This window comes from Mesobacillus boroniphilus, assembly GCF_018424685.1.
Classification (GTDB): Bacteria; Bacillota; Bacilli; order Bacillales; family Cytobacillaceae; genus Mesobacillus; species Mesobacillus boroniphilus_A.
Genome location: NZ_QTKX01000002.1, coordinates 38,816 through 63,973, shown reverse-complemented (window position 1 = coordinate 63,973; position 25,158 = coordinate 38,816). Strand labels below are relative to the sequence as shown.

23 protein-coding genes and 1 pseudogene are annotated in these 25,158 nt (G+C 38.6%); 6 read left to right on the top strand and 18 right to left on the bottom strand.

Going from position 1 to position 25,158, the window contains the following annotated elements:
- Positions 1-42: 42 nt before the first annotated feature.
- On the top strand, positions 43-1,308 hold the full coding sequence (locus tag DYI25_RS13395) for an MFS transporter (RefSeq protein ID WP_342032520.1): 1,266 nt from the start codon (positions 43-45) through the stop codon (positions 1,306-1,308).
- A 318-nt stretch (positions 1,309-1,626) separates the two neighbouring features.
- Positions 1,627-2,331, top strand: a complete 705-nt coding sequence (locus DYI25_RS13390; protein ID WP_213369719.1) for a DUF421 domain-containing protein — start codon at positions 1,627-1,629, stop codon at positions 2,329-2,331.
- Between the two features lie 124 nt (positions 2,332-2,455).
- On the opposite strand, the gene DYI25_RS13385 is transcribed toward DYI25_RS13390, so the two are convergent.
- The 5 genes from DYI25_RS13385 to DYI25_RS13365 form a co-directional block, all read right to left on the bottom strand.
- Entirely contained in the window at positions 2,456-3,955 is a 1,500-nt protein-coding gene (locus tag DYI25_RS13385) for a malate:quinone oxidoreductase (RefSeq protein ID WP_213369717.1), read from the bottom strand.
- Positions 3,956-4,425: 470 nt separating this feature from the next.
- Positions 4,426-4,737: a YciI family protein gene (locus DYI25_RS13380; RefSeq protein ID WP_213369714.1), complete on the bottom strand. Its 312-nt coding sequence runs from the start codon at positions 4,735-4,737 to the stop codon at positions 4,426-4,428.
- 57 nt (positions 4,738-4,794) lie between these two features.
- Positions 4,795-5,658: a DegV family protein gene (locus DYI25_RS13375; RefSeq protein WP_213369712.1), complete on the bottom strand. Its 864-nt coding sequence runs from the start codon at positions 5,656-5,658 to the stop codon at positions 4,795-4,797.
- 131 nt (positions 5,659-5,789) lie between these two features.
- On the bottom strand, positions 5,790-6,308 hold the full coding sequence (locus tag DYI25_RS13370) for a hypothetical protein (protein ID WP_213369710.1): 519 nt from the start codon (positions 6,306-6,308) through the stop codon (positions 5,790-5,792).
- A gap of 65 nt (positions 6,309-6,373) precedes the next feature.
- Complete coding sequence (locus tag DYI25_RS13365; protein WP_342032518.1) at positions 6,374-7,768, bottom strand: PLP-dependent aminotransferase family protein; 1,395 nt, start codon at positions 7,766-7,768, stop codon at positions 6,374-6,376.
- Positions 7,769-7,877: 109 nt separating this feature from the next.
- Here DYI25_RS13365 and DYI25_RS13360 point away from each other — a divergent pair, with 109 nt between their 5' ends.
- Together DYI25_RS13360 and DYI25_RS13355 are read left to right on the top strand one after the other, a co-directional pair.
- Complete coding sequence (locus DYI25_RS13360) at positions 7,878-8,426, top strand: pyridoxamine 5'-phosphate oxidase family protein (protein WP_342032517.1); 549 nt, start codon at positions 7,878-7,880, stop codon at positions 8,424-8,426.
- A 111-nt stretch (positions 8,427-8,537) separates the two neighbouring features.
- Positions 8,538-9,008 (top strand): GNAT family N-acetyltransferase, encoded by a 471-nt coding sequence (locus DYI25_RS13355; RefSeq protein WP_249745446.1) that lies wholly within the window; start codon positions 8,538-8,540, stop codon positions 9,006-9,008.
- 211 nt (positions 9,009-9,219) lie between these two features.
- On the opposite strand, the gene DYI25_RS13350 is transcribed toward DYI25_RS13355, so the two are convergent.
- A complete protein-coding gene (locus tag DYI25_RS13350; RefSeq protein ID WP_213369708.1) occupies positions 9,220-10,965 on the bottom strand; it encodes an ABC transporter substrate-binding protein in 1,746 nt (581 codons plus the stop codon).
- A 174-nt stretch (positions 10,966-11,139) separates the two neighbouring features.
- On the opposite strand from DYI25_RS13350, the gene DYI25_RS13345 reads away from it, so the two are divergent.
- Positions 11,140-12,138 (top strand): NADP-dependent oxidoreductase, encoded by a 999-nt coding sequence (locus DYI25_RS13345; protein ID WP_213369706.1) that lies wholly within the window; start codon positions 11,140-11,142, stop codon positions 12,136-12,138.
- A gap of 326 nt (positions 12,139-12,464) precedes the next feature.
- Here the strand turns inward: DYI25_RS13345 and DYI25_RS13340 are convergent, their stop codons facing one another.
- The 3 genes from DYI25_RS13340 to DYI25_RS13330 all read right to left on the bottom strand — a co-directional run bounded on the left by DYI25_RS13340 (position 12,465) and on the right by DYI25_RS13330 (position 14,613).
- On the bottom strand, positions 12,465-13,031 hold the full coding sequence (locus tag DYI25_RS13340) for a hypothetical protein (protein WP_213369704.1): 567 nt from the start codon (positions 13,029-13,031) through the stop codon (positions 12,465-12,467).
- Between the two features lie 329 nt (positions 13,032-13,360).
- Complete coding sequence (locus DYI25_RS13335) at positions 13,361-13,819, bottom strand: hypothetical protein (protein ID WP_213369702.1); 459 nt, start codon at positions 13,817-13,819, stop codon at positions 13,361-13,363.
- Between the two features lie 5 nt (positions 13,820-13,824).
- Positions 13,825-14,613: a hypothetical protein gene (locus DYI25_RS13330; RefSeq protein WP_213369700.1), complete on the bottom strand. Its 789-nt coding sequence runs from the start codon at positions 14,611-14,613 to the stop codon at positions 13,825-13,827.
- Positions 14,614-14,820: 207 nt separating this feature from the next.
- Here DYI25_RS13330 and DYI25_RS22460 point away from each other — a divergent pair.
- A pseudogene (locus DYI25_RS22460) lies at positions 14,821-15,022 on the top strand (DUF3231 family protein); the annotation flags it as partial.
- Positions 15,023-15,183: 161 nt separating this feature from the next.
- Here DYI25_RS22460 and rlmH read toward each other — a convergent pair.
- The 9 genes from rlmH to DYI25_RS13285 form a co-directional block, all read right to left on the bottom strand.
- Positions 15,184-15,663: a 23S rRNA (pseudouridine(1915)-N(3))-methyltransferase RlmH gene (rlmH, locus tag DYI25_RS13325; protein WP_213369698.1), complete on the bottom strand. Its 480-nt coding sequence runs from the start codon at positions 15,661-15,663 to the stop codon at positions 15,184-15,186.
- 100 nt (positions 15,664-15,763) lie between these two features.
- Positions 15,764-15,925 (bottom strand): CxxH/CxxC protein, encoded by a 162-nt coding sequence (locus tag DYI25_RS13320; protein ID WP_213369696.1) that lies wholly within the window; start codon positions 15,923-15,925, stop codon positions 15,764-15,766.
- Between the two features lie 408 nt (positions 15,926-16,333).
- A complete protein-coding gene (locus DYI25_RS13315) occupies positions 16,334-17,569 on the bottom strand; it encodes a S1C family serine protease (protein ID WP_213369694.1) in 1,236 nt (411 codons plus the stop codon).
- A 176-nt stretch (positions 17,570-17,745) separates the two neighbouring features.
- Positions 17,746-18,540: an MBL fold metallo-hydrolase gene (locus DYI25_RS13310; RefSeq protein WP_213369691.1), complete on the bottom strand. Its 795-nt coding sequence runs from the start codon at positions 18,538-18,540 to the stop codon at positions 17,746-17,748.
- Between the two features lie 6 nt (positions 18,541-18,546).
- Positions 18,547-19,344 (bottom strand): two-component system regulatory protein YycI, encoded by a 798-nt coding sequence (locus DYI25_RS13305; RefSeq protein WP_213369689.1) that lies wholly within the window; start codon positions 19,342-19,344, stop codon positions 18,547-18,549.
- Positions 19,331-20,644, bottom strand: coding sequence for a YycH family regulatory protein (locus DYI25_RS13300; protein ID WP_213369687.1), 1,314 nt, complete (start codon positions 20,642-20,644; stop codon positions 19,331-19,333). Before DYI25_RS13300 ends, DYI25_RS13305 begins: the two co-directional genes overlap by 14 nt.
- On the bottom strand, positions 20,641-22,461 hold the full coding sequence (walK, locus tag DYI25_RS13295; RefSeq protein ID WP_213369685.1) for a cell wall metabolism sensor histidine kinase WalK: 1,821 nt from the start codon (positions 22,459-22,461) through the stop codon (positions 20,641-20,643). The genes DYI25_RS13300 and walK overlap by 4 nt, the downstream gene beginning before the upstream one ends.
- Before the next feature lie 8 nt (positions 22,462-22,469).
- Positions 22,470-23,180 carry a response regulator YycF gene (gene yycF, locus DYI25_RS13290; protein WP_213369683.1) on the bottom strand — a complete coding sequence of 237 codons (711 nt, stop codon included), beginning with the start codon at positions 23,178-23,180 and terminating at the stop codon, positions 22,470-22,472.
- Positions 23,181-23,518: 338 nt separating this feature from the next.
- Complete coding sequence (locus DYI25_RS13285) at positions 23,519-24,997, bottom strand: M23 family metallopeptidase (RefSeq protein WP_213369681.1); 1,479 nt, start codon at positions 24,995-24,997, stop codon at positions 23,519-23,521.
- Positions 24,998-25,158: the final 161 nt, after the last annotated feature.

Here is a 25,158-nt window from a genome sequence, read left to right as displayed (position 1 = left end):
GGAATAATATGTAAATTGTATATTATGAAGGAGTTGATATAAATGTCGGGGCTGTTTAAATTCTTTTTACAATTCAGGTCATATTCCTTAAATATAAAGTCCATTCTCATTTGGAATATGATATTTTGTCTGGGTCTTGGTGTTCACTTAATTTTGTATAACTTATTCTTATATAGCATCGTCAATGACGAGATCGCCATAGGAAAAATAATTGGTCTTAACTTCATGGCACAAGCATTGGTTTATATTCCTGCTGGACTTTTTTCAGACCGTGCTGGTTCGAAAAAAGGAGTAATTGCGGGCGTAAGCATTTTTTCTTTTGCTCTGATTGGAAATTTATTTGTCTCTGATGCTGCTGCACTTTCATTTTGGGGGTTTGTTCTAGGGCTAGGTCATGCAGCATCGATTGTTACTTTTGTGCCCTTGCTGACTGAGTATTCCACCTCCGTTGAAAAAAAAGATCTATTCACATTTGCTTTTAGCACTGGTACATTCTTTACATTTATCGGCACATTATTGGGCGGAATTATATCAGATAGCATCCAGGAGATTTTTCAGGTATCCCAGACATCCAGCATTCGGATTACGCTCTCAATTCCCACTATTCTATTGATTCTGAGCCTAGTCCCATTATTATCTCTAAAAGAACATCGTAAAGTAAAAATAAAAAGGACTTCACCATTTTCCATTGTAAAAAATAAACCTAAATCACTCATGCCGATAATAAATTTCAGCCTGTCAAAGATACTTGGAGGAGTGAGTCTGGGCATTCTGGCTCCATTTATTAACCTGTTCTTTTTGCATAAGTTTTCTTTATCTCCCTCAAATATAAGCTTTATTTTAGCTGGTGGAACATTGGCTACCGTATTTTTTATGTCTTATAACTCAAAGATTACCGATCGGTTTTCTGATGTAAAGACCGTATCTCTCTATCATTTACTATCGATTCCAGCAGTACTTTTATTAGGAATCACCCAGAACATCTGGATTGCAATCATTGCCTTTGCAATTTTCCGATCAGCAAAGTTCAGCCTCACCCCCATCGAATCAAAGATCATGATGGAAAGGGTAGAACCTGAGGTCCGAGGATTAGCGAACAGCTTTGGGTTCATGGCGAATTCCATTTGCATCAGTTTACTTGGTCCGTTTGCGATGTATATTGTACAAGTAGCCGGTAATCAAACAGGATACCTAGTCCTTTGTGGCCTTTCTTCCATTGGATCATTGTTGGCAGCGATTTACTTTTGGTTTGCATTCGGAACGCGAAAAGAGGTTTTCAATAAAAAGCTAGAGAATAATCCAGCTTAAATAAAAAAAGCGCAAGCGCCTTGTTAAGCCCCGTCAAGCGTATTGAGCTCCGCTAAGGTAACGCTTATCACATATACTCGAGGCAGCACACACAGGGATGAAAACTGGCTAGGCGCTGGATCTGGACAATTCTCAAATTGAATTTTATACTTTCTTATTCTACAAAAGAAAGGCTTACTTTATGGGTAGGCTTTCTTTTGTATGCATTTATGTACGATTCTTAGATGTAAGTCTCGTTTTTATCCAATAAATCGGATTAATAGCAGGACATGAGAGATAAACTAAGTCGTAGCTTCTGGGGAAAAGGATGTGTCTTGAGTGGATTTTTTTCAAGGACAGGAAACGTTAACTAGCATTCAGTGGGTTCTTAGAGCTGTCGTTGGTTTTTTATTCCTGCTAATAGTCACTAGAGCCTTAGGTCAACGTGCCATCTCCCAATTAAGGCCTCTGGATTTTGCTATTGCTTTGGTAATAGGAAACATTATTGCCCATCCCCTATCAGATGAAAAACTTGGGCTAAAGGGATCGATTATCACAACCACTGTATTATTAGCCTTGTACCTAACGGGGATTTTTATGATTCTTAAATTACCATGGTTTAGAAGGCTAGTTAATCACGCACCGATTACCCTTGTCCAAAACGGCGAAATAATTAATCAAGGATTGAATAAAGCTAAAATATCCATTGATGTTTTATTGGAAGAGCTTCGTGAAAAAAAAGTAGAAGATGTGAAGAAAGTAGCTTTGGCGATTTGGGAGGCAGACGGAAAATTATCCGTTTTTTTAGATCCAAAATATGATCCACTAACACCCTCCTCCACCCAAATGGCATCAGAGCCATTCGATTTTCCCAGGACAATCATTAAAGAAGGTAAGATACATTTCGAGGTATTACATCAAGTTCAGAAGGACGAAAGCTGGGTTGTTTCAACTTTAGAAAGATTGTATCAAACAGAGGTAAAAAACGTTCTGCTTGCCACCCTGGATAAGAAAGAGAATTTTAAAGTTTTTTTATATAAGTGATTAGTCTCATTAGAGTTGATTTAGTTTCAGATTATACTATTATTTTGGAACCTAAGTTTCCGGTAAATTTAAAATAACCTTCAGTCCAAAGATGGATTGAAGGTTATTTTTTAGATCCAAAGAATTAACTATAGACCCTTTCTTTTTCAACAAGACCAAGCGTCTTTGCTGTAGAAGCATGAATCTCATGGAACAGCTCTGGGTTGTCCACTAGTGACACTCCATAAGTTGGGACCATTTCCTCTATTTTATCTTTCCACTTAAACATTTCCTCAGGGAAGCATTTTTCCAACACTTCCAGCATGACGTTTACGGCTGTAGATGCACCAGGAGATGCACCTAGCAATGCGGCTACAGAGCCATCAGAGGCGCTTACAACCTCTGTACCGAACTGTAGTGTCCCTTTGCCAGTGTCCGTATCCTTGATGACCTGTACACGCTGTCCTGCAACTACGATACCCCAATCCTCGCTTTTGGCGTTTGGAATAAACTCTCGCAGCTCTTCCATACGCTTTTCATGTGATAACATGACTTGCTCGATGAGGTATTTTGTCAATGCCATCTCTTTGGCGCCTGCTGCGAGCATGGTAACGACGTTATTCGGTTTAACCGAATTGATCAAATCCAAATTCGAACCTGTTTTCAGGAACTTTGGTGAGAATCCTGCAAACGGCCCAAACAGCAAGCTCTTCATATTATCGATAAATCGTGTATCCAGATGCGGAACGGACATCGGAGGAGCCCCTACCTTGGCTTTTCCATACACTTTTGCATGGTGCTTCTCTACAACTTCAGGATTGTTACAAACCATGAATAGTCCGCTTACCGGGAATCCACCAATTTGTTTTGATTCTGGAATACCCGTTTTTTGCAGCAACGGCAAACTGCCGCCCCCACCTCCGATAAAAACAAATTTCGCGTAATGGGATTCAGTTTCTCCACTTTCAAGATTTTTCACTTTCACTTCCCACGATCCATCACTGACACGTTTGATATCTTTTACACTATGTCTATAGTTAATCTCAACGTTCTTACTCTCCAAATGCTCAAACAACATGCGAGTTAACGCACCGAAGTTAACATCCGTTCCTGAGTCAATTTTGGTTGCCGCTATCGGATCTTTCGATGTACGGCCTTCCATGACTAACGGAATCCATTCCCTCAGTTTTTCAGGATCTTCGGAGTATTCCATTGCCTGAAACATAGGGATATCTGAAAGCGCTTTAAATCTATTTTTCAAAAACTCAACATTATTTTCCCCTTCTACTAAACTCATATGAGGCAGCGGCCTGATGAAGTCCTGGGGATTACGAATCAAATTGCTTTTTACAAGATACGACCAAAATTGCCTTGAAATCTGAAATTGTTCATTTACGTTAATTGCCTTACTAATATCTATCGAACCATCGGATTTTTCAGGTGTATAATTCAACTCACAAAGGGCAGCATGCCCAGTACCCGCATTATTCCACTCATTTGAGCTCTCTTCACCTGCCGAAGAAAGTTTTTCAAACACTTTTATTTCCCATTCCGGTGTTAACTCTTTCAGTAAGGATCCCAACGTTGCACTCATGACTCCGGCACCTATTAAAATAACGTCTGTTACTTTCTGTACGTTGCTCATTATACCCTTCCTTGTCACTATATTTGAGTTGGTGCTCCTACAAGCATATTACCTAGGAACACACTCTTCCCGTTCCTTGTTAAAACCATAACATAATCTATTATAAAGAATTCATGTTTAAAATATCTACTAATTACTGATAATTATAAACTATTTTGACACGGTAAAAAAGAGAGAAGCCCAAACAGAGGTCCGCAAAAAAACAAAATCAATGCCTTAAACCCATTATTACATGGTTAAGGTATTGGTTTTTTCATACTTATATGCGGTTACAAAAGGATTCGAGCTTGAAAAAGGTTTTTATTACAACGTTTACGCTTATGCAACTTATAAAGGGATCACTTCACTTGGTGGCGTGAATTTCTTATACGAATAGAATATAAAAACAAAGGCTTCAGGTTTTTGCACCTGAAGCCTTTGTTTTTTGTTATTGAGCCGAAGCTGGACACCAATCCGTTAATATTATACTTCTATCGCAAATTCGATAAAGCAACTCGAAAAGGATGAAGCTCCGCCGTCATAACTCCCCCTGCTACCGCAGGGTCACTTAACATGAGCTTCTCAGCTTCTACCTCGGATTCAGCTTTAAACACCACAATGCCAAAGGAAGAATCATCCATAGTCGTTGTTCTTCCTGCCATTATGACAGTATCTTGCTCCAAAAGAATTTTCAAGCTTTCAAAATGCCTTCCGACAACCTCATTAGTCTCAGCCGTCCAGTTGCTTTCCACCAGATACTCAGGCAAAAGACGAAGAACATAAATAAACTGCTGAAGCTCCATTGATTTTCCCACTTTCATACTTCATAATCACCGGACCGCTTCTATGTCGTTTCTATTTCATTTCTCAACAAAAAACATTGAAATCGCACCTAATCCAACATGAGTCCCAACTGATACTCCCATTTGCATAATATGAATGTCTCCGGAGTAATCTGTATCCAGTTGAATTTTAGCTTTAAGATTTTCGGCAACTTTACGATCTGATGTATAACCAAGGATGATAAAGTCCGTCATTTCTGGGTCATTTCTTTTCATAAACTCCTGCGTGTAATGTTGGAGTACTCTTTTTAATCCTCTTTCCTTTCCAACTATCGCACCTTTTCCATCCTTCATCGACATGATAGGCTTTAACATTAATATTTTTCCGATTATGGCACTTGCATTCGTGAGTCTGCCACTTTTTATTAAATGATCCAGATCATCTACGGAAAGGAAATGTTTTACCTTTGTCTTATACTTTTCATTAAAAGCAACAATTTCTTCAAAGGAAGCTCCTTGTTCCCTCATCATCGCACTTTTCAAAATCAGCCAGCCACTTCCATGGCTCATGCATTTTGAATCTACTACATGCACTTTTACGTTCGATTCTGGGTTTTCCTCAAAAAAATAATCCCTGGCCAGTACAGCTGATTGATACGCACCGCTCGTGCCGCTGGACATGCAAATACATACTATTTCATCATGGCCAGCTTCAACAGCCTGGTTCATGATTTTCAGGTACTCCGCCGGACTAGGCATACCAGTTGTTGGAAACTCTGGTAACGCTTCCATCATTCCATAGAATTCATCCGGTTGGATATCAATTCGGTCTTTATAGATTTTTCCCTCAATGTTTATCGTTAGTGGTGCCAAGCTGATATCATACTTTTTCAGTACTTCATCAGATAAATCACATGTTGAATCAGCTATAATTTTAATCATTCATATCCCCCAAGACAGCAATTTTTCATCTTACTTATTTCTTCTATTGTAACCTTAAAGATTCAAATAAGTTATAGAAAATCTGACATCTTTCGAGTAATTTTTCAAGAATAAAAGCTATATACTAAAATTCACTTCATATCAAGGCTGATAATCCATTCTGTCTCTGGTAGATATTGAATCGTAAAATATTTATCATATAGCTCTTCAGGGTTTTCAGGATAAATCTCTAAATAGAGTTCTTTTCCCTCTATGGTTACATGTAATTCAGGCTCCTCGTATCTAGACCATCCGCCCAGTTCATAGTCGACATAGGTAGGATACCCCTCCAATTCGATATACTCCTTATTTATGTACTCTGGAAAATCACGCCAAAAAGGAATAAAAACACCCAGTATAAATATTCCAAAAGCGATGGAAAGGAATCTCAGAAACCAAAGAACAGGAGTTGTTAAAATTTCTGGATTCTCTTTATCTGAACGAAGGACCAATCCCAGATAGATAAACAGGAAAGCAGAAATCGTAAATCCCAACATTGTCGTTACATAAGAAGAAAGGACACGACCAATGACCCCTGCAGCAATAAAACCAATGCTCAATATGAATAACCCCAATAGTTGATTCCTGGATAACTTTTTCATTATGATCATCAGCTCCTCCCTTCAACTTTTGCCTAAAAATTAAGTTTTAAGTCAAAAAAAGAAGCTCAGAGCCTTCACGGAAGACAGCTAGCGAGCAATCTGACTCCGTTTTCAATTTCTTCAATGGATAAGCCGCCAAATCCTAACATGATAAAGGAGTCACTCTCGGGAGATGGCTGATGCCAAAACCTGGCCGGCGAATAAACTTTGACACCCTTCTCAAAACTCCTTTCGATCAGCTCTGGACCTGTTATCCCTTTCAGTTTCAATAAGATATGCAAACCTGACTTTTCTCCCACAATTTCCACTTGAGTGCCCATATATTTTTCAATGCTCATTAACAGAGCCTGGTGCTTTTTTTGATACACCTTGCGCATCCTTCGAATATGCCTATCGAATTCTCCGGATTGCATGAACACGGCAATTGCCCTCTGAATAATAGGAGAAACAGATTGGTTATACGCTGTGAATCTTTGTAAATACCGAACCATCAAAGAAGGTGGTAGCACAATATAACTTAACCGTGCAGAAGGAAGAAAGGATTTAGAGAATGTACCTAAATAAATAACCCGTTCTTCTTCATCTAGGGATTTCAGTGAAGGAATTGGCTGTCCAAGGTATCGAAACTCTCCGTCATAGTCATCCTCAATAATGTATCCCCCTGTTTGATAAGCCCACTTTAGGACTTGCATTCTTTTCGAAATAGGCAGAACCATGCCAAATGGAAATTGGTGAGAAGGCGTTAAATAAGCGGCCTTTGCATTCCCCTTTTGAAGGTGTTCCACTGACAACCCGTCCTCCTCAAGATGCACGGGATCAATATGGCAGCCCTGATCCTGCAAAACCTTTCGAACGCCAGTATAACCTGGTTCTTCCATTGCCACTGGTTCTCCCCGAAGGGCTAAAAGTTGGCAGAGGAGCGCCATCGAGTCCTGTGTTCCAGGAGTGATCAGAATTTGCTCTGGTGATGATCGCACACCTCGTGATTGCAGTAAATACTGTGAAATCTCCCGCCGCAATGACCAGTCTCCCAAACTATCACTATATTCAAATAACCATTCACCTTCTTGATCCACTGCTTCTGCTAGACATTTTTTCCATTGTTTTAACGGGAATTTCTGACTATCGACGTTTCCATATTCAAAATCAATAAGTACTGCACTTGATGGCTTACCTTCCAGACTAATAGCATACTCCTCTTCATTTTGGTGAAAAAAAGGCTTTTCAATCTCTGCTACCCATATGCCACTTTTAGGGACACTGACAAGGTAGCCTTCCGATTGTAACTGCTGATAGGCAGCCTCTACCGTGTTCCGGCTAACCTTTAAATGAAGCGTCAACTGGCGAATAGATGGCATCTTCATTTCTGGTAAAAGCCTGCCTTCTTCAATTTCCTTTTTAATCCACTGATATAGCTGTTGATATAACGGCTCTGGTAGCTCCTTTTGTAAAAACGGGGTAATTTCCACAGGCAACCCTCCATCTGTCCCTATTAAACTTTTCAATTCTGTCACTTTTCTTATGTACAGAAATTTCTTAAAATGATTTTAACATTTTTATAGAGAGTGGGTATAAGAAATGATGAATAAGATCCGCCAGGAAAAACATGAATGTACGGATGAAAAGCGTATTGAACAGTTTTTAAACCAAACCCGGACAGGTTATCTTGGGTTAACAGATGGGGATGTTCCTTATGTTGTTCCTTTGAATTTCGTGATGATCAATGAGGTTGTATATTTTCATGGAGCTGCACACGGGAGAAAAATAGATATGATTCATACCAATCCCAACTGTTGTTTCACTGTCGCTGAAGATTACGGAACGATGGTAAGCCCAATACCCGCCAAGACCGATACAGCTTACTTCAGTGTCATGCTGTTTGGAAGACTCGAAGCAGTCACCGACTTAGACGAAGCAACCGCAGCCATGCAATCCATGCTCGACAAGTACGTCCCAGGCTACTACAACCATAGCCTCTCCCACGCCCATGTCGAAAAATACCGCTCCTCCCTCGGGAGCCATACATTGGTTTTTCGACTTGTTCCAAGCACGCGCACCGCAAAAGAAAATCAATTAAACCCGGAATTGGCTTTTTCCTCAGGGAGGACGGTGGGGCTGGATTTATAGTAATAGAATCCTAATGCTAAACATTTCTAAATAGAAGTGAGCGTACAGGAATGTTTGGTAAGACTGAAGAATTATTAATAGTAACGAGTTGGTAAAAGGGAGAGGATTACATTGAGTCATGTAAGGATTAGAAAAATGATGGAGGACGATCAGGACTTTATTTTAGATCTTTCTGCTCGCTTTAATGAGTTTGAGTTTATGGAGTGGAGGGACCTCAGGAAGATGGAAGAAAGCCAACTAAAGATCGCAAAGGAAGCTATTGCCAGCATTGGTCCAGACTCTGAAATTTTTGTAGCTGAGGATTGGGAAAAGAACTTATTAGGCTATTTACATATGACCAAAAACATTGATTATTTTACTGGAATAGAACAAGGCTATATATCCTCCATCGCCGTTTCTAAAGATGGAGAAGGAAAGGGAATAGCCAAGAAACTTATGGAAAAAGCAGAAGAATGGTCAAAGAAGAAGGGATATCACCAATTAACGCTAAATGTGTTTGCTAATAATGAAAGAGCTCATACGTTTTATTCTAAATTAAATTTTGAAAATGAAATAATTAAAATGGTAAAAGAAATCGATTAAGTTCATAGAACTAGGAAAATATCAAGTTAAGCCACCCTATTCAAATTTGAAAAGGTGGCTTGTTCTATTTGTGTTAGGTTTCCGGCGCTTATTTTAAAAAAGAGGCTTTGGGAAATATTTTTTCACCAATGCCTTTAGTAGTAAAATTGTATTGATAAGAATCTATACATAAGCTTGTTTAATCATGAATGCAATGAATTTTTTTATAGGTTTAATCCTTGATCCATAACTTCTTGAAGTCAACCCATCCAAGAGGCTTAATAAAGACTCCTTCTAGCTTATTATCATATTCTACTGAATATTTTCGCCTATATAAGCACATGAAGGAAACCTTTTCTAATAATTCTTTTTCTATCTTAAGAAGGTGTTCTAATTGGTTTTCATACTTCCATTCATTCAGAATAATAGGTACCTTTTGATCAATCTTTTCAACCATTTGTTTGTTCATGTGCTGCCTCAAATAGCTATGTGAAGATATGTAGGTGTCAAAAAGAGAGAATACTAAATCGTCATCGAACAAATTTTCATAAAGGATCATATCGGGATTATTTTGATTCATACCATAAATCGTACTATTTGTTATTTCAATATCGATATTTATATTAAAATTTTTTAATTGCTGCTGCAGTACTAATGCATCTTCTTTATGATAAGCAGAAGTAACGAGATGTAATCTTTCACCACTATACCCAGATTTATTTAAAAGGGTGAAATAATCTAATCTGCGGTCCGTAGCATTTGTATTATTTTCTTTCATGCACAATGAATCAGCACGTATGTATGAAGGATTATTAAGCTGTATTAAAATTTCATCTACGTCGATCAGTTGTTTTATTAGTTTACGAAAATAATAGTTGGAGAGTGGCCCTGACTTTTTCGTATTAAAAGTAATGATTTTACATCCGTTTTCGCATTTGGTTTGATTTTTTAAGGAAGGGGATTGACCTGTCAGGTAATGTAAAAGAAATTGATCCGGTCTTTTCTGATTTTCATATATATTTTCATCTGATTTTATAGTAATGATTTCAACCATATCCAAAAAGGGTCTGCCATTATAATGATACGGGTTTGCATCTAATGATACTCGCAAGTCAGTAGACAACGCTAACTTGAATGCACCTGTCCCGACCAACCTTGAATGCACTAACATCTCTTGCTTTGAAACAATTGATGCAGCATGGGAGCTTATAAAATGTAAAAAGAAACGATTTGGCTCTGAAAGTATAAATTGTATGGTCTGCTTGTCAATTATTTTAATATCTTCAATTTCTCTTACAATCCAGGAATAAAGAGAAATATCACTAGTTAAACGGTCAAAAGTAAATGCAATATCCTCTGCATTACACTCTAATCCATTATGAAAGGTTATCCCCTTCCGTATATAAAAAGTCCAAACCTTATAGTTCTCAGAAATTTCCCAAGAATGCGCAATTCCTGGTTCCACTTCCATTGTTTCGCTATTGAATCCCACAAGGCCATCAAAAATATGCCGAACTATATGAGTTTCAATCCCACAAGCCGTATTGATAGGATCAATTAAACCGATGGTCTTTTTTATCGGGATTTTCAAAATATCTCCTTGATCATTTTTATAAAATCCAAATTGACTTTGCAGCCAAATAATAAATTGCTGTTGGGTCGTTTTAGAAACTTTTTCTTTTTGAAGAAGAATAAATGCTTCATTTAAATTCTCCCTCTTTACTTGTTCCTTTGCCTCTAATAACACTACTTCTTCACCCGTTAATAAAAAGCATATTTCTGAATAGTTCCCTCTACCTTTTCCGGATTTCCATAATATCCAATTCTTTTTTATAAGCTTCTTAATCGTTAAGTTTGCATTTCGGGATGTACAATGTAAAATCTCAGCAACTTCCTTAAGTGATGTTTGACCAAATTCATTATTATCTAAATCCGGGAACCCTTCTCTTAACTCCTTAAATATAGAAAATAATTGCATTTCTTTACGCCCTTCCAAAATGTTATAAGTACTTAACAATCCTTCACATTTTTTAAAAAGGTGAAGAATTACCGTACGAGAATTTCAATTTTTAAATGCAAAAAAGCAAGTTAAACTTAATTTATATTTTAAATCTATATATTGAACATTTCGATTATTAAGGAGGAGTTTTTTTTGAATAAAATCATCACATTAGCAAGAAGACCTGAACAAATACCAGATGAAAAGGATTTTACTATCACATCTGGTCCAATACCTGAAATAAAGCAAGGACAGATATTGATTAAAACCCTTTTCCTTTCTGCAGATCCTTATATGAGAGAACGAATGGATTTATCAAAATCATATATGCCTGAATTTAAGTTAAACGAAATGATTACAGGGACATTGGTTGGAGTAGTAATCGAAAGTAAATCTAAACAATTTTCTATAGGAGATACTGTGTATGGATTTTTAGGATGGCAAATCTATAATGTGTCTGATGGTACAAACATTTCTAAAGTAACAAATAAAAGTATTCCCCCACAAACAGCTTTAGGTGTATTAGGTAGTCCTGGTATTACGGCCTATAACGGATTACTGGAGATTGGAAAACCTAAAAAAGGAGAAACCATTGTCATTTCTGGTGCTGCAGGTGCCGTAGGAACCCTCGTGGGACAAATTGCTAAAATCTATGGATGTAAAGTAATTGGAATCGTTGGTTCTGATGAGAAATGCAAGTACCTAATAGATGAGTTAGGCTTTGATGCGTGTATCAATTATAAAACCAGCCTTAATATCAAAGAAGCATTAGAAAAGATATGCACCAATGGAATCGATTTATATTATGACAATGTAGGAAATGGTCTATTAAATGACATTATAGAGCTTAGCAACAAGAAAGCAAGAATCATTTTATGTGGTCAAATTTCTCAATATAACGGAAGCTCCCCTACTATTAATCCAAAAATATTAGGACTAATGACCAAAAAAAGTATAACCATGCAAGGATTCATGATACATGACTTTATTGGTGAAAAATCAGAAAGAGCCATCCAGCAAATTTCACTTTGGATACAACAGGGACAAATTCAATATAGAGAAAATGTGATTGAAGGAATTGAAAATGCTCCTAAAGCATTAATTGGTTTATTTACAGGTCAAAATATTGGTAAGCAACTACTAAAAATATGATGTCATAAATATCCACATCTCTTAAAATGTGAAGTAAATGAGATTTACTTTTGGCTATTATATTTTGATTACCTTGCTGGTACTGGCTAATAGTTTCTAAAGAATCATGAGGACGTACCTATGCTCCCCTTCCCTCAACTTTTTTTAAAAGGGGTTTTAAGTCAAAATATAAAACGGTTACAATATTGATAAATATTATAGTATTGAAACGGCAAATGAACTCATCCTTCAATTTTTTGATTATTATTTAAAGGACGTTGCCGATTTTAAACCTGAGGAGACATATTGATATGAATCGCTGAACGATATGATATCGTTCAGCTATTTCAATTCATCTTTCTCTCTCTAAATTTAAGCATCAATTTAGTAAACCAGTAAGAAGTATAGACAATGGCAATGTCTATAAGAAAAATATAAAATTGATTCATTCCTCTCTCAATTTTCACTAAACCAATATATTCTTCAATAGTCGCAAAAACAAACGCGAATACAGCGCTTAGCAACAAGGAATAGAAATAAAAATTCTTATTATGATTTGTACAATATTGATACACAAGCAAAAACCCAACTGGCAGTGCCGAGGCTGTCATACTTAAGGCTGGAGGGAACCAGGGCGAGAGAAAGTATGTATGTATAAAATAATTATAATTTGCAAGAACCTGGTCAATATAAGTCCAAAGGATATGAACCGTATAACCAAAGAAAAAGATTTCAAATATCCTTTTTCGATCAATTAAAAAATACAGTAAGATCAATGGCAGCAACAAGAAAGCCAACACCAACCAGAACTGCCAATTCCCCATATCTGAATATTGATTCCAGTATGAGGATATTAACTGGCTTAAATCATCATTTTTTTCGGATATTTGCTTCCAGTAATCTTGGTAACTCAATAAGAAAACCTCCAAAATGTTCATGCCATTATTTATCTTTTAGTAAGTTTCCACTAAAGATGAATGTTATATACAAATCACCGACAAAATCCGACTTATATCTCGCACTATTTGTTAATATTGAGTTATTAATTGTTGCACTAAAAAACCCTTTGCCTGTAAATATCAAGCAAAGGGTTTCAGTTTATAATGATCGCAAATTCTCATTCAAGGTGTAAAAAATAAGATTAGTTAGTCACTACACTATTATTTTTTACTTTTTGTTTTTATTTGTGGTACGGTTCGCCATTGTACTTATGGTAAAGCATACATAAAGTTTTACCTTATTTTCATTTAATTTTAGCAACCCCTAATGCAAAATGTCTAAATAGAACGTTCTCAACAAATTCTGCTTGTGTTTCGTCACAATCTATAATCAATATAACCTCTGAATGTTTTCCTTTTAAAACTCTTTCTCTTTTTTTAAATACTTTTTCTATAAAAAGCCTAATGACAAAACCTATTAAGAATCCAATAAAGGCACCAATAAGTCCCCAATAAATCGGTCCCCATTCTAGTTTGAATCCAATACTTGCCCCAATTACAGAAAAAGCCGTTGCAAGGGCCATACCGATATCAATTAAGGATGTCCCATCCGATCGATGAATTGTATCGAACAATTTTCTTTGCTCAAGTCGATTATCTAACGGAACAGCAAATATGTTTTCTTTTAAAATTCCCTTCTTCTCTAATGTTGAAATAGCCATTTCCAAATATATATGATTTTCAAATGTAGAAAAAAGTTGCATGGCAATCACTCCACTTTATGGCCTTTTAATATTTGGAAATTGGGATTTTGATAATTTTTTGTTAGGAAACTTCTTTGTACCTTTTCATAAAGTTTATTGTTCTCTACTGTGTTTATATATGAATCGAAAACAGCAAAACCATATAAAGATGGGAAAAACAGTAACCATTCAGGTTTTATAATGGATGTGGCTTGTTGCACTTCTCCCAGAAACAAAAGAGATATTGCCTCAAGTGCATGTGAAAAATAAAAAAAAGCAACAGTCCAAATAATAACAAAGAAGGCTGTAACAATCCTATGTATGTAAAGTTGTCCTAATCCCGGCATAAAAAGGGACCATAAAAAAGATAAAACGGGATTCCTTTTATCAAGATAATTAATTTCCAGTGCTCCTATACTAAATGTATTAAAAGGATGGTTTTCATGTTCTGCTAACATATAAACATTATTCATATCTACAGTAGTACGATAACTATCCCAAATAGCAAAAATGTATACTGGGATATAAATCAAAAGCCATCTTGTATCCAAAACTTCCTTTGCCATATCAATATTCCCTTGAAATGAATAAATCATTGATAGATTAACATTTGCTTTTAGATTAATTATTACTTCCCAAATAAACAGTGTAAAACCTCTGAGATATTTTGATAAAATCATATGTCCAAATCCCGGAAACGCTGCAGACCACCAAGCAATAATATAAGGATTCCTTAAATGTATTTGAGTTGTTCCTAAAATACTTACATGGGCCCTATAACGTTTCGCAGTATTGTTATTAGTATAGTTATCCATATCATTACACCTTTTGACCAATATTTGGTTAAAACTATCCCTGATATCTTTATTATGCTTAATGTTAACGAACTTCATGTAGTGAGATAAGTGAACATTAATGTTTTAACAGAATATAACGAGCACCATACATTTGAATTATTAAGTGTGGATATACTATTTATCAATCCATCTAATTAAATGCGTTATTATCTTCCAAAATCTTAGGAAACAGAAGTAACAACCTCAACAGACTCTCTTTTTTCTGATAAATTGATGCTGTATCATATTGGATTCTTATTTCAAGCAGCACAAAATTATCATTCTTATGGTTACAAAGAAATGGTTTGATTTAATGGTAAAAAATAAATGGTTAGAACAACCACCCCTTGCTCCAAATAGAAAAGAAATTTCAAGTCAAATGCAGTAATCCGGGGATTATTCTTTTTAGACCAACCTCTAATTATTCTAGAGGTTGGTTTTTTATGGAATAAAAGTTCTCATTAAAAAGTTATAAATTACTTGTAAGTCATATATTTAGTTTGTTTAACCTCTCTTTATCAAGCACAACTTCAACTCTCTGCTTTACCACTATTTGTGATACGGTTCCCCCCGATTAATCCTAAAAGCGCGATAGATCTGCTCAACCAAAATCAGCCGCATCAGCTGATGGGGAAAGGTCATCTTCGAAAAACTTAGTTGCTCATCTGCCCTCTTTAAAACTTCATCACTAAGTCCAAGCGACCCACCGATGACAAAGGCGATTTTACTTTTTCCGTACGTCGCTAGTTTATCAAGAGTGTCTGCAAGTTCTTCAGATGATTTCAGCTTCCCGTTGATGGCCAGAGCAATGACATATGCATCTGACCCGATTTTCGCAAGGATCCGCTCGCCTTCTTTTTGCTTAACCTGGATCATCTCTGTTTCACTTAATTCCTCTGGCGCTTTTTCATCTGGTACTTCAATGACTTCTACTTTCGCATAGCTTCCAAGTCGTTTTAAGTATTCCTCGATCCCCTGTTTGAGATACTTTTCTTTTAATTTTCCAACCGTAACGATTGAGATATTCACAGTTACCCCCACTTTACAAACAGATTACAAACAGTTTACAAACAAGCTATCCACAGTAGTTATCCACATATTCACATCGATATCCACATTTAGTAGGCGATCATTCGTTCGCCACAATATATATAGCAGGTTGTCCACAGTATCCACAGACAAACTCTGAGTTATCAACAGACTCTAACTTTGTTAATTGAGGGGCTGTTTCAAACTCATCAACTGCTTCATCCAGCGCTAATTCTACATGTTCACCGCAGCAATACTTCATAACACTCATCCCTTCAGCTTCTTTTTATATGATTATCATTTGCTTAAATTCACTATAAAATTTATCCACAACGACCATTTTAACATACGAAAAGCGCAAGCGCCTTGCTCAACCCCGACAAGCGCTGGAGGGCCTGACAGTTAAGTCGTTCTTTGACTTCATCGGCAGGACAGAAATCGAAATGTATAGCCGACTGCCCAGAAACAGAGAAGCTGGAGACTCCGACAAAGAAGCGCTTTTTGCTTCTGCCGGCGGAGTTGAAGTTTCGGAGTTTCTAGGAGGCGACACTGGACAAGCGTCTCGAGGGGTTAGGCGCTGGAGCTAGACACAATTCTTAATACAAATTTTATACTTCTTATAAAGCAAAAAAAACAGGAAGCATTCCGCCTCCTGTTTTGTCCACAACTACTATAATGTTTCTCCGCCTAACTTCATTGTCGTTTCTTCCAGCTGGCCGTTTCGATAGTACTTGATCTGCATATCATCTCCGACCTTCTTTTTATTGTAAAGGTGCTTTCGAAGATCAACGACATCTCGGATTTCTTCTCCGTCCATTTCGACAATGACATCATATTCCATCAATCCAGCCTCTGCTGCAGGTGAATTCGGCTGAACCCCTCTAATGGCAACACCATAATTTATTTCATTAGGGAGCTTTAATATATTTTCCTGGTGATAGGAGGAAATTTCATTTATCGAAGCTAGCTCAACGCCCATGAATGGCCGCTGTACTTCCCCAGTCTTCTCTAAATCTTCAATGATTGGCGAGGCATAATTGATCGGGATGGATAAACCGATGCCTTCAACAGCATTTTGCGCGATTTTCATTGAGTTGATGCCAATCACCTGTCCATCAATATTGATCAACGCTCCTCCACTATTTCCAGGGTTGATTGCCGCATCGGTCTGAAGAACTTCCGCCTGCCAGTCTGGTGTTCCATCCTGGTTGATATCGACCGGAATAGCGCGTTCTAAACCAGAGATAATTCCTTGAGTAACAGATCCTGAAAAAGTAAGTCCCAGCGGATTTCCAATTGCGATAACCGGTTCACCAGGCTTCAGCTTATCAGAGTTGCCAAATTCAGCAACGACTTTAATTTGATCAGCAGGTACTTCCAACACGGCGAGGTCAGTCCAAATATCGCTGCCTAATATCTTTGCTGGAATTTTTGTACCGTCACTCAGGCTGACCTCCAGATTGGACGCATCTGCGACAACATGGTGGTTTGTAACAATATATGCTTTGTCGCCATCCTTCTTATAAACCACTCCAGATCCTGTTCCACCCGATTCCTGAGATTGTCCCCAGAAGCTCGTGCTCTCCTGGATATTCGTAATGCCGACTACTGCATCTCCAGCCTTGTCGACAGCTTCGGTAATTTGAGAGTAAACATCAATAGATACATTTTTTTTAGTAGTATTGCCTTCTTCATTTTCTTCCGCAGGCTCTTCGTCGGTTACAGCTGCCTGATTAGTCGGCTCAATTTTGTATGGCAGCACATCCAAGTTAGATAATAAGGGAATCGAGAAGATCACCAATAACGCACCTATGATTCCACCTGCCAGGCTGGCCCAGAAAAAGCCGCCTTTCCTGCTGTTTTGAGGTTTATACCTGCTTTGAAAATCCTGATCATAATAACCCATGTCCACCAATCCTTTCATTGACCAATAGATACGTTAGTTATTCTTATACAGATTATTATACTATCAGTAACGATAATTTCTAAATCATAAGCCCCCTATGCGGTTTTAAAAAAGGAGTAGAGGGCCTTGTAGAAGCCTCCTACTCCTTTATCTATAAAACTATTGCCATAAAAGCACTAAATTACTGTCAAAGGTGTCGGAGTCTTCGGATCTGTATCTATCAAATCGAACTGTTCACCTACTAAGATGCCCCTGCCTTCCAGGGTCTGGGTGACTGACATCCTTGCAAGGTCCTTCATATTGTTATCAAGGCTCAAGTGGGCAAGGTAAATCCTCTTTGTATTATCTCCAGCTACTTCGCTCATCGCAACAGCAGCATCCTCATTTGAGACATGACCGTAATCGCTGAGGATCCGTCGCTTTACGCTCCAAGGATATCTTCCCATTCTCAGCATCTGGACATCATGATTGCTTTCAAACACGTACGCGTCTGCATTGGAAATGATTCCTTTCATCCTGTCGCTGACATAGCCCGTGTCTGTGATCAGCACCAATTTCTTGCCGTCCTTATGGAATACATAAAACATCGGCTCTGCCGCGTCATGCGACACTCCAAAGGACTCAATATCGAGGCCTCCGAATGATTTCACGGTTTCCATATCAAAGTTGAACTTTTGGTCCAGCGGGACTTCCCCAATCAAGCCATCCATCGCTTTCCATGTCTTTTCATTCGCATAGATTGGCAGCTTATACTTACGGGCAACGATTCCTATGCCTTTTATATGATCGCTATGTTCATGCGTCACTAATATCCCAGAGAGGTCTTTCATTTCTCGGCCTATTTGCTTAAATAAAGCATCCATCTGTTTGCCGCTCATTCCGGCATCCACTAAAAAGGATTGGCCCTCCGTCTCCACATAGATCGCATTTCCCGTACTCCCGCTAGCGAGAACACTAAAATGCAAACTCATATCTCTTCACTCCGTAGTTGTTTTATTTTCTCCGTCATACAACGGGATGACCCGACCTTCGAATGCATGTACAAAAAGGTTTTCCTTGCCATTGACTTCAATCCTCCACGTTGGTGTCACTACATGCGATGCAGTCAGTGAAACAAGAGTGGAATATCCCAATTCAAAATCTGTGATTTTACTCTTCGGCTTGAGCAAACCTTTTTTATATAGAGTTTCCAGCGCCCTTAATGGCGGCAGCAATTCTTCTGCATCCGAGAGTTCATCGATGATCTCCAAATACGTTTGCTTATACGAAGTCACTTCATTATTATCATTCAAGAAGAATGTTAATTTCGAATTGCTGTTATAGTAAAATGTCTTATTGTCGTATTCCTGGTAATAGGTAATCGTTCTAGCTTCATCATTTTTATTCCAGAACTTATACTGTTCACCAGCGAAAATATTTCCTTTTATAAAAGTAGACAGCTCCGCTGGCTGGAATTTGCTAGTTAATTTAATTGGTTTTTCGAGCTTGGCCTCAATTGATGTCCCATCCCCAAGGCTGACTGTCTGTCCCTTGACCTTTGCCATTTCCTCAGTGGTAAATACTTTCGTCCTGACACTAAGATACTGTTCTTTCTTTTTCGTATCAGGAAGTTCACCATAGGTGATATCGTCATTCTTCAGCTTTTCCTCCAGAGGCGCTTCTTTAGGAATTTCATACTGGGCAGCATCCCTTGTATTCATAAACTGGTATACAAGGTAAATATCCAGGACGAGGAAGGTGAGAATAAAGATTGTCTTGATTCTACTCCAATCCATTATTCAATTCCTCCTCCCAAATCAGCTGTCGCCATTCCTGATCGTATAAATAGAACCAGCCTGGTTCCAGCAGAATTAATGAATCTTCTGGTCCCTGCGTCATATAGTAGCCCGGCATAAGGTTTTGCAGCAATTCTGGTTTAAAATCCTTCTTGTGCTGGAGGTGATCCAGTGCTTCATATCCAGATGGCAATGTCTTTGTGACGACATCTGGATTCAAAGGCAGCTCCAAATGGAACCCTGGACGGACATATCTGCTGATTTCTGATTGTCTCCACTGTTGATAAATCTCGGACATCCCGATCTGGTTAAACACAGGATATCCTTCCTTACTGTACAGACGGAATAGGACATTCTGGTTAAAATCATCCTTATAAACGTAACGATAAGCTTCCGTCCAGCCACCATGGCCATTAACAAACTCAATACTCTTCTGGAGCACATTGTTGGTACCAATGACCGAATCGCCACTCCTGACAGGATTCACATAGTTAATCATGTTTGTATCGGTGTCAACGATCATTTTACTGGCATCATCCGTATATTCCTCAATTCCATCGACTATACTGCGCTGTACAAAGCTCGGGTCTGTGAACAAGGCTTCCTTGAACTGTTCCGAATCAAGTGGATTCTGATAGTATGTGTGCAACACCATTTTTACTTTTTCAGTCGGCAGGTACATCTTCTTGATATCGGTAACAGTATGAAGGAAATATGGTGTCAGCCTTCCTGCTGAGTCATAAAATTTCTTCGTAAAATCATTTATATAGGATGGACTTACATTACTTACATATGCTTCCTGATTTTTTTGGGAATAAAAATAAACAATTCCCTCTTGCTTTTGCTGGGTCTCGGAATTAATGATAATTCGGTCGAAATCAAATTTCGGCATATCTTTTACATCGATATTAAGTACCCTCTTGTAGAGTTCAATCGGTACCTCATCGGGGAAAATAATCTCAGTATTGTCTCCATAGGCAATTTTCTCATTAAACTCACTGATTCGCCCGGGATATTTTTTCAAATCGAAGTACTTCCATTTCGAAATAACTCCGATTAGATCATCAATATAGCCATTCCCTACCGAGCCAAACTGTTTTCCATTCACATGGTAGATCACCTGGTGTGGCTTGACAATTTTCTTTAGTTCCTTCTGCGTGGCAATGCTTACTTCTTCCACCGTCTTTTGATTATTTACAATCTCATAGTCCGGTTGATACGTCCAAATATTCCAGGTTAACAAACCACTTAGAACAACGAGAAGTGTTAAAATTACCGTTTTAATATTTTCATATGTCATGACCAATCATCCTCTGCACTCCGGTCATAAGGAAGAGTGAATTGAACAGTCGTTCCCTTTCCTTCCACGCTCTCTGCCCAAATACTTCCCCCGTGGGCATTGACCATTTCCTTGGCGATAGCTAGCCCAAGTCCTGTTCCGCCAAGTTTACGTGTCCTGGCTTTATCGACCCGGTAGAAACGATCGAAAATTTTATCAAGGTTATCTTTCGGGATGCCAACCCCTTCATCAGAAATACTCGCAATAATCTGGTCATCCAGCTCTTTCACTCTGAACGTAATCGTACCGCCTTCTGGGGAATACTTCATGGCGTTAGAAATGATATTATCGAGTACTTGCGTGATTTTATCCTCATCTATTTCTACGAAAATCGCATCATCCGTGATATTTCTTTTAAAAGATACGTTTTGTTCTTTCGTCATTTCGAAACGATCAATGATTCTGTTAAAAAAGACCGGAAAGTTGACCCATTCCTTTGAGAGGCGATAATCTACACTATCCAATTTTGAAAGCTGAAGCAAATCGTTAACAAGGCGGATCATCCGCTCAGTTTCACCCCGGGTGGTCTCAAGGAAGTTTGGAGCAATTTCCTCATCCCTCCATGCTCCTTCTGCCAGCGCCTCCAGATAGCTGCGCATCGTTGTCAACGGAGTCCGCAGCTCATGGGAAACATTCGCAACGAATTCGCGTCTTTCCATATCGATTTTTTCCTGTTCAGTAATATCATAAAGGACAGCAATCAATCCATTTACAAAGCCGCTTTCCTTCTGTATGACTGAAAAGTTTGCACGAAGGATGAAAGGTTTGGTTTTCGTACTGTAATCCAGGACAATTGAGTCTTTTTCCTGGAGCAGATCATCAAAAGTATAATTCTCATCCAGTCCAAGTACAGAAACTAACGGCTGCGACAGCACTGTTTCACGTGGAACACCAAGCATTTGTGCAGCAGGGTCATTTATTAGGATGATGCGCCCTTTCCGATCTGTAGAAATGACCCCGTCGGTCATATAGGAAATGACAGAGGAAAGCTTCCTTTTCTCCCCTTCAGTTGTTGCCTGTGCCTCCTGCAGCTTTTTCGTCAGGTTGTTAAAAGTTATCGCAAGCTGGCCGATTTCATCGTAACCATACACTTTTACCTTCCTGGAAAAATTGCCGCGCGTCATCGCCAGTGCTTGTTTGCGCATATCTGATATCGGTCTGGTAATCGTCTGCGCCAGCAAGACTCCTAAAATAGCTGTGAAAATCAGGGCAATGGCTGTTCCGGTAGCCAGGATTTTATTGATATCATTCATCTGGTCAAAAATATCATCAATCTTGGCTACTAGATAGACAGCGCCTATCGCTTCACTATTATGCATAATAGGTGTTGACAGTACCCAAACTCTTTCGTTTGCTTTCAACTGAATGACGTCTTCATCTTCTTCAAAGATGATTGAACGCTTGATCTTGACGTCAGGAGTCCTCTGTCCCACCATCCCCTGATTGCTAAGGCTTGATGTTCCGAGTATTTTAAAACTGCTCCCGTCAATTACCCGGATTTCGGAAATATCATTGGCTTTATAATCTCTTAAGATTTGCCTAATCGCTTCCTCTTTCGTAGGATCTTCCTTCCCGCGCTCCTTGACCAGTTCTTCCTGTATATCATAAACTAGCAGGTCCACCCGGGATTTTACAGATTCCTGGTAATTCGTCATGAGGGTCGTCTCAAGTTTGCGGACAAAGTAAACTCCGATAATTTGCATGGCAACGAGAATAAGCAGGACGTATATAAGCACAAATTTAAGGTGTATTGATCGAAAAAAACCTACCTTTTTCATCTCTGTCCTTACTCCTGCTCAGAGTTTCTTAAATAATAGCCTACTCCTCGTCTTGTCACGATCCATGTCGGGTGGCTTGGGTTATCCTCAATCTTTTCGCGCAAACGTCTTACAGTTACGTCTACTGTCCGGACATCCCCATAATAGTCATAGCCCCAGACTGTCTGCAACAGATGCTCCCGTGTCATGACTTGTCCAATATGTTTGGCAAGATAATGGAGAAGCTCGAATTCACGGTGTGTCAATTCGATTGTTTCTCCTCTTTTGGAAACAACATAAGCGTCAGGGTGGATGGTCAAGGAACCAACCGTGATTTCATTCGATTCTTCTTTCTCATCTTCTTTAATTGCATTCTGCTGGTGGCGGCGCAAGTTTGCTTTTACCCGTGCAATCAATTCCCTTGTGCTGAATGGCTTTGTGACATAGTCATCCGCCCCAAGTTCAAGGCCTAGCACTTTATCGATTTCAGAGTCTTTTGCAGTAAGCATGATAATCGGCATCTCGTATTTTTTACGGACCTCACGGCATACCTCCATGCCATCACGCATCGGCAGCATGATATCCAGCAGAATCAAATCTGGCTGAACTTCCTCCACCATTTCAACTGCCTGGTTCCCATCATACGCACAGTAAACATCATAACCCTCTTTTTTAAGATTGAACTGTAGAATATCTGCAATTGGTTTTTCATCGTCTACTACCAGGATTTTTTTCTCCATACCAATTCTCCTTTTTAAGCCAAATTAACAATCGTATATTAATGAAATCTTTTCTGTGTAAACATGCTATCTTATCTATTTTACTGTAAATCAGTGAAAAACTGAATTTTTCTGTTATATACCTTCTATTCTTCTCTTCCCAATTGTACCAATCCTGCCCATAACAATGAAATCTTGAGCTTTTTCCATTTTGCCTTTAAAAAAGAAAATGGTCTCTAATTTTTACATCGTATCATTCTGGCCCAACATTGTCGGAAAACAGGGAGATTAGCATTTATCATTGTAACAGCATCTAATGAAAAAAGTCCCTAGTTCGACTAGAGACTTTTACGTATAAGTTAAGGTAATTTAGACAACGGGTCGATAATCTTGCCATTTTGGTATACTTCAAAATGAAGATGTATTCCAGTGGAATTACCGGTTCTTCCCATGATACCGATACTCGAGCCGCGAGAAACTGTCTGGCCTACGTTCACTGAGATGGATGCAAGGTGTGCATACATTGTGCGGTAGCCGTTATTGTGGTCGATGATGATTTTGTTTCCATATCCATCACCCTTGTTACCAGCATATACTACGTTCCCATTATCAGCAGCCTTGATAGTGTAGTTGCTTGGCCTTGCGATATCGATTCCTTTATGCATCCTGCTCCAGCGATATCCCTGACGGCTGGAAACATATCCGCCATTTGTCGGCCATACGAAGGTTCCATCTCCGCGTGAAGGAACAACTTTTGTTCCTTTGATGACGATTTCCGTCACAGGTTCATCAAGCACGACTTCATTAATAACTTCTTTCTTGATTACCCTGCCATTTTGTTCGGTCAGCGAGGAAGTAACGCCCTTCATACCAACCTGGCCTTCCTGCTTCTTTTTCGTATCGCCCTTGAACATGGATGAATCTTTAATGACTTCTCTTTCGAAAGGCACTTCTTCCTCAGTATACACCTGGCGATCAACAATAACTTCAATGAATGGCTTCAAGACAGTAACATTTAATTCCTGTCCCGGTTTCAGTACAGCGTCTTCAGTAAGACCTTCATTTAAAGAAAGCAATTCAGCAAGCTTCAGGTTATGTGAATTCGCGATGCTTCCTAACACATCCCCTTCTTTAACCTGATACTTCTGTTCCTCTAGAGTACCCTTTTTAAGAAGCTGGACTGCTTCCTCAACAGAAAGTACTTTTTCAGGATCAACTTTTTCTTCAGATTGTGAAACTTCTTGAGTGAAGTGAACGTCTAATATACGAGTTTCATTTTCTTTTACTTCGGGTACAGGTAGATTAGGAGAATTCTTTCTATTTTCCACCTCGGCCAATTCTTCTTCAGTAATGTATTGCAGCATTAATGTCCTAATGACTTCATTTGCAGCTTCTTGATCTTTTACATAGGCAACAGGCTTATCACCGATGACAAGAGCTGACGCTTCAGCTTGGACAGTCATCTCGTCTTTAAGCATTTCTAATACTTCACCTGTATTTGCACTGGTGGCTGAGCTGAACACCTGCTCAGGAATAAAAGATACGTCTAAACCAAGCTCGACATCAAGATCCGCGTATTCCTCCTTGACGGATGTCAACTTATCTTCTACCAGTTGTTCTACTTGTGTCTTATCTGCTACAGTACCTACAAATTCATTATTTAAATATACATAATACACAGTTGTTAAGCCAGAATCCGCCGCAAGTGCAGCATTTCCTGCACCGAAAGACAATGCAGCTACAGTTACTGCAGCCATGATCGACTTTTTTATTGCTGGCTTCATCTCTCTAGATGTTTTGCCGGCAAGATTGGACAGCCTATGTTTTAAATTATTCATCCTGATCCTCCTACAACGGTCAAACACTATTAGTCTAGTTCTATATAACTATTATCTGATAATTGTACCTTTATACTTTACCATATAATGTATCGATTAGAAGATTAGTCTTCATTATGTAACAAAAATGTATAATACCTGACATTTTATTACGTTTTTTG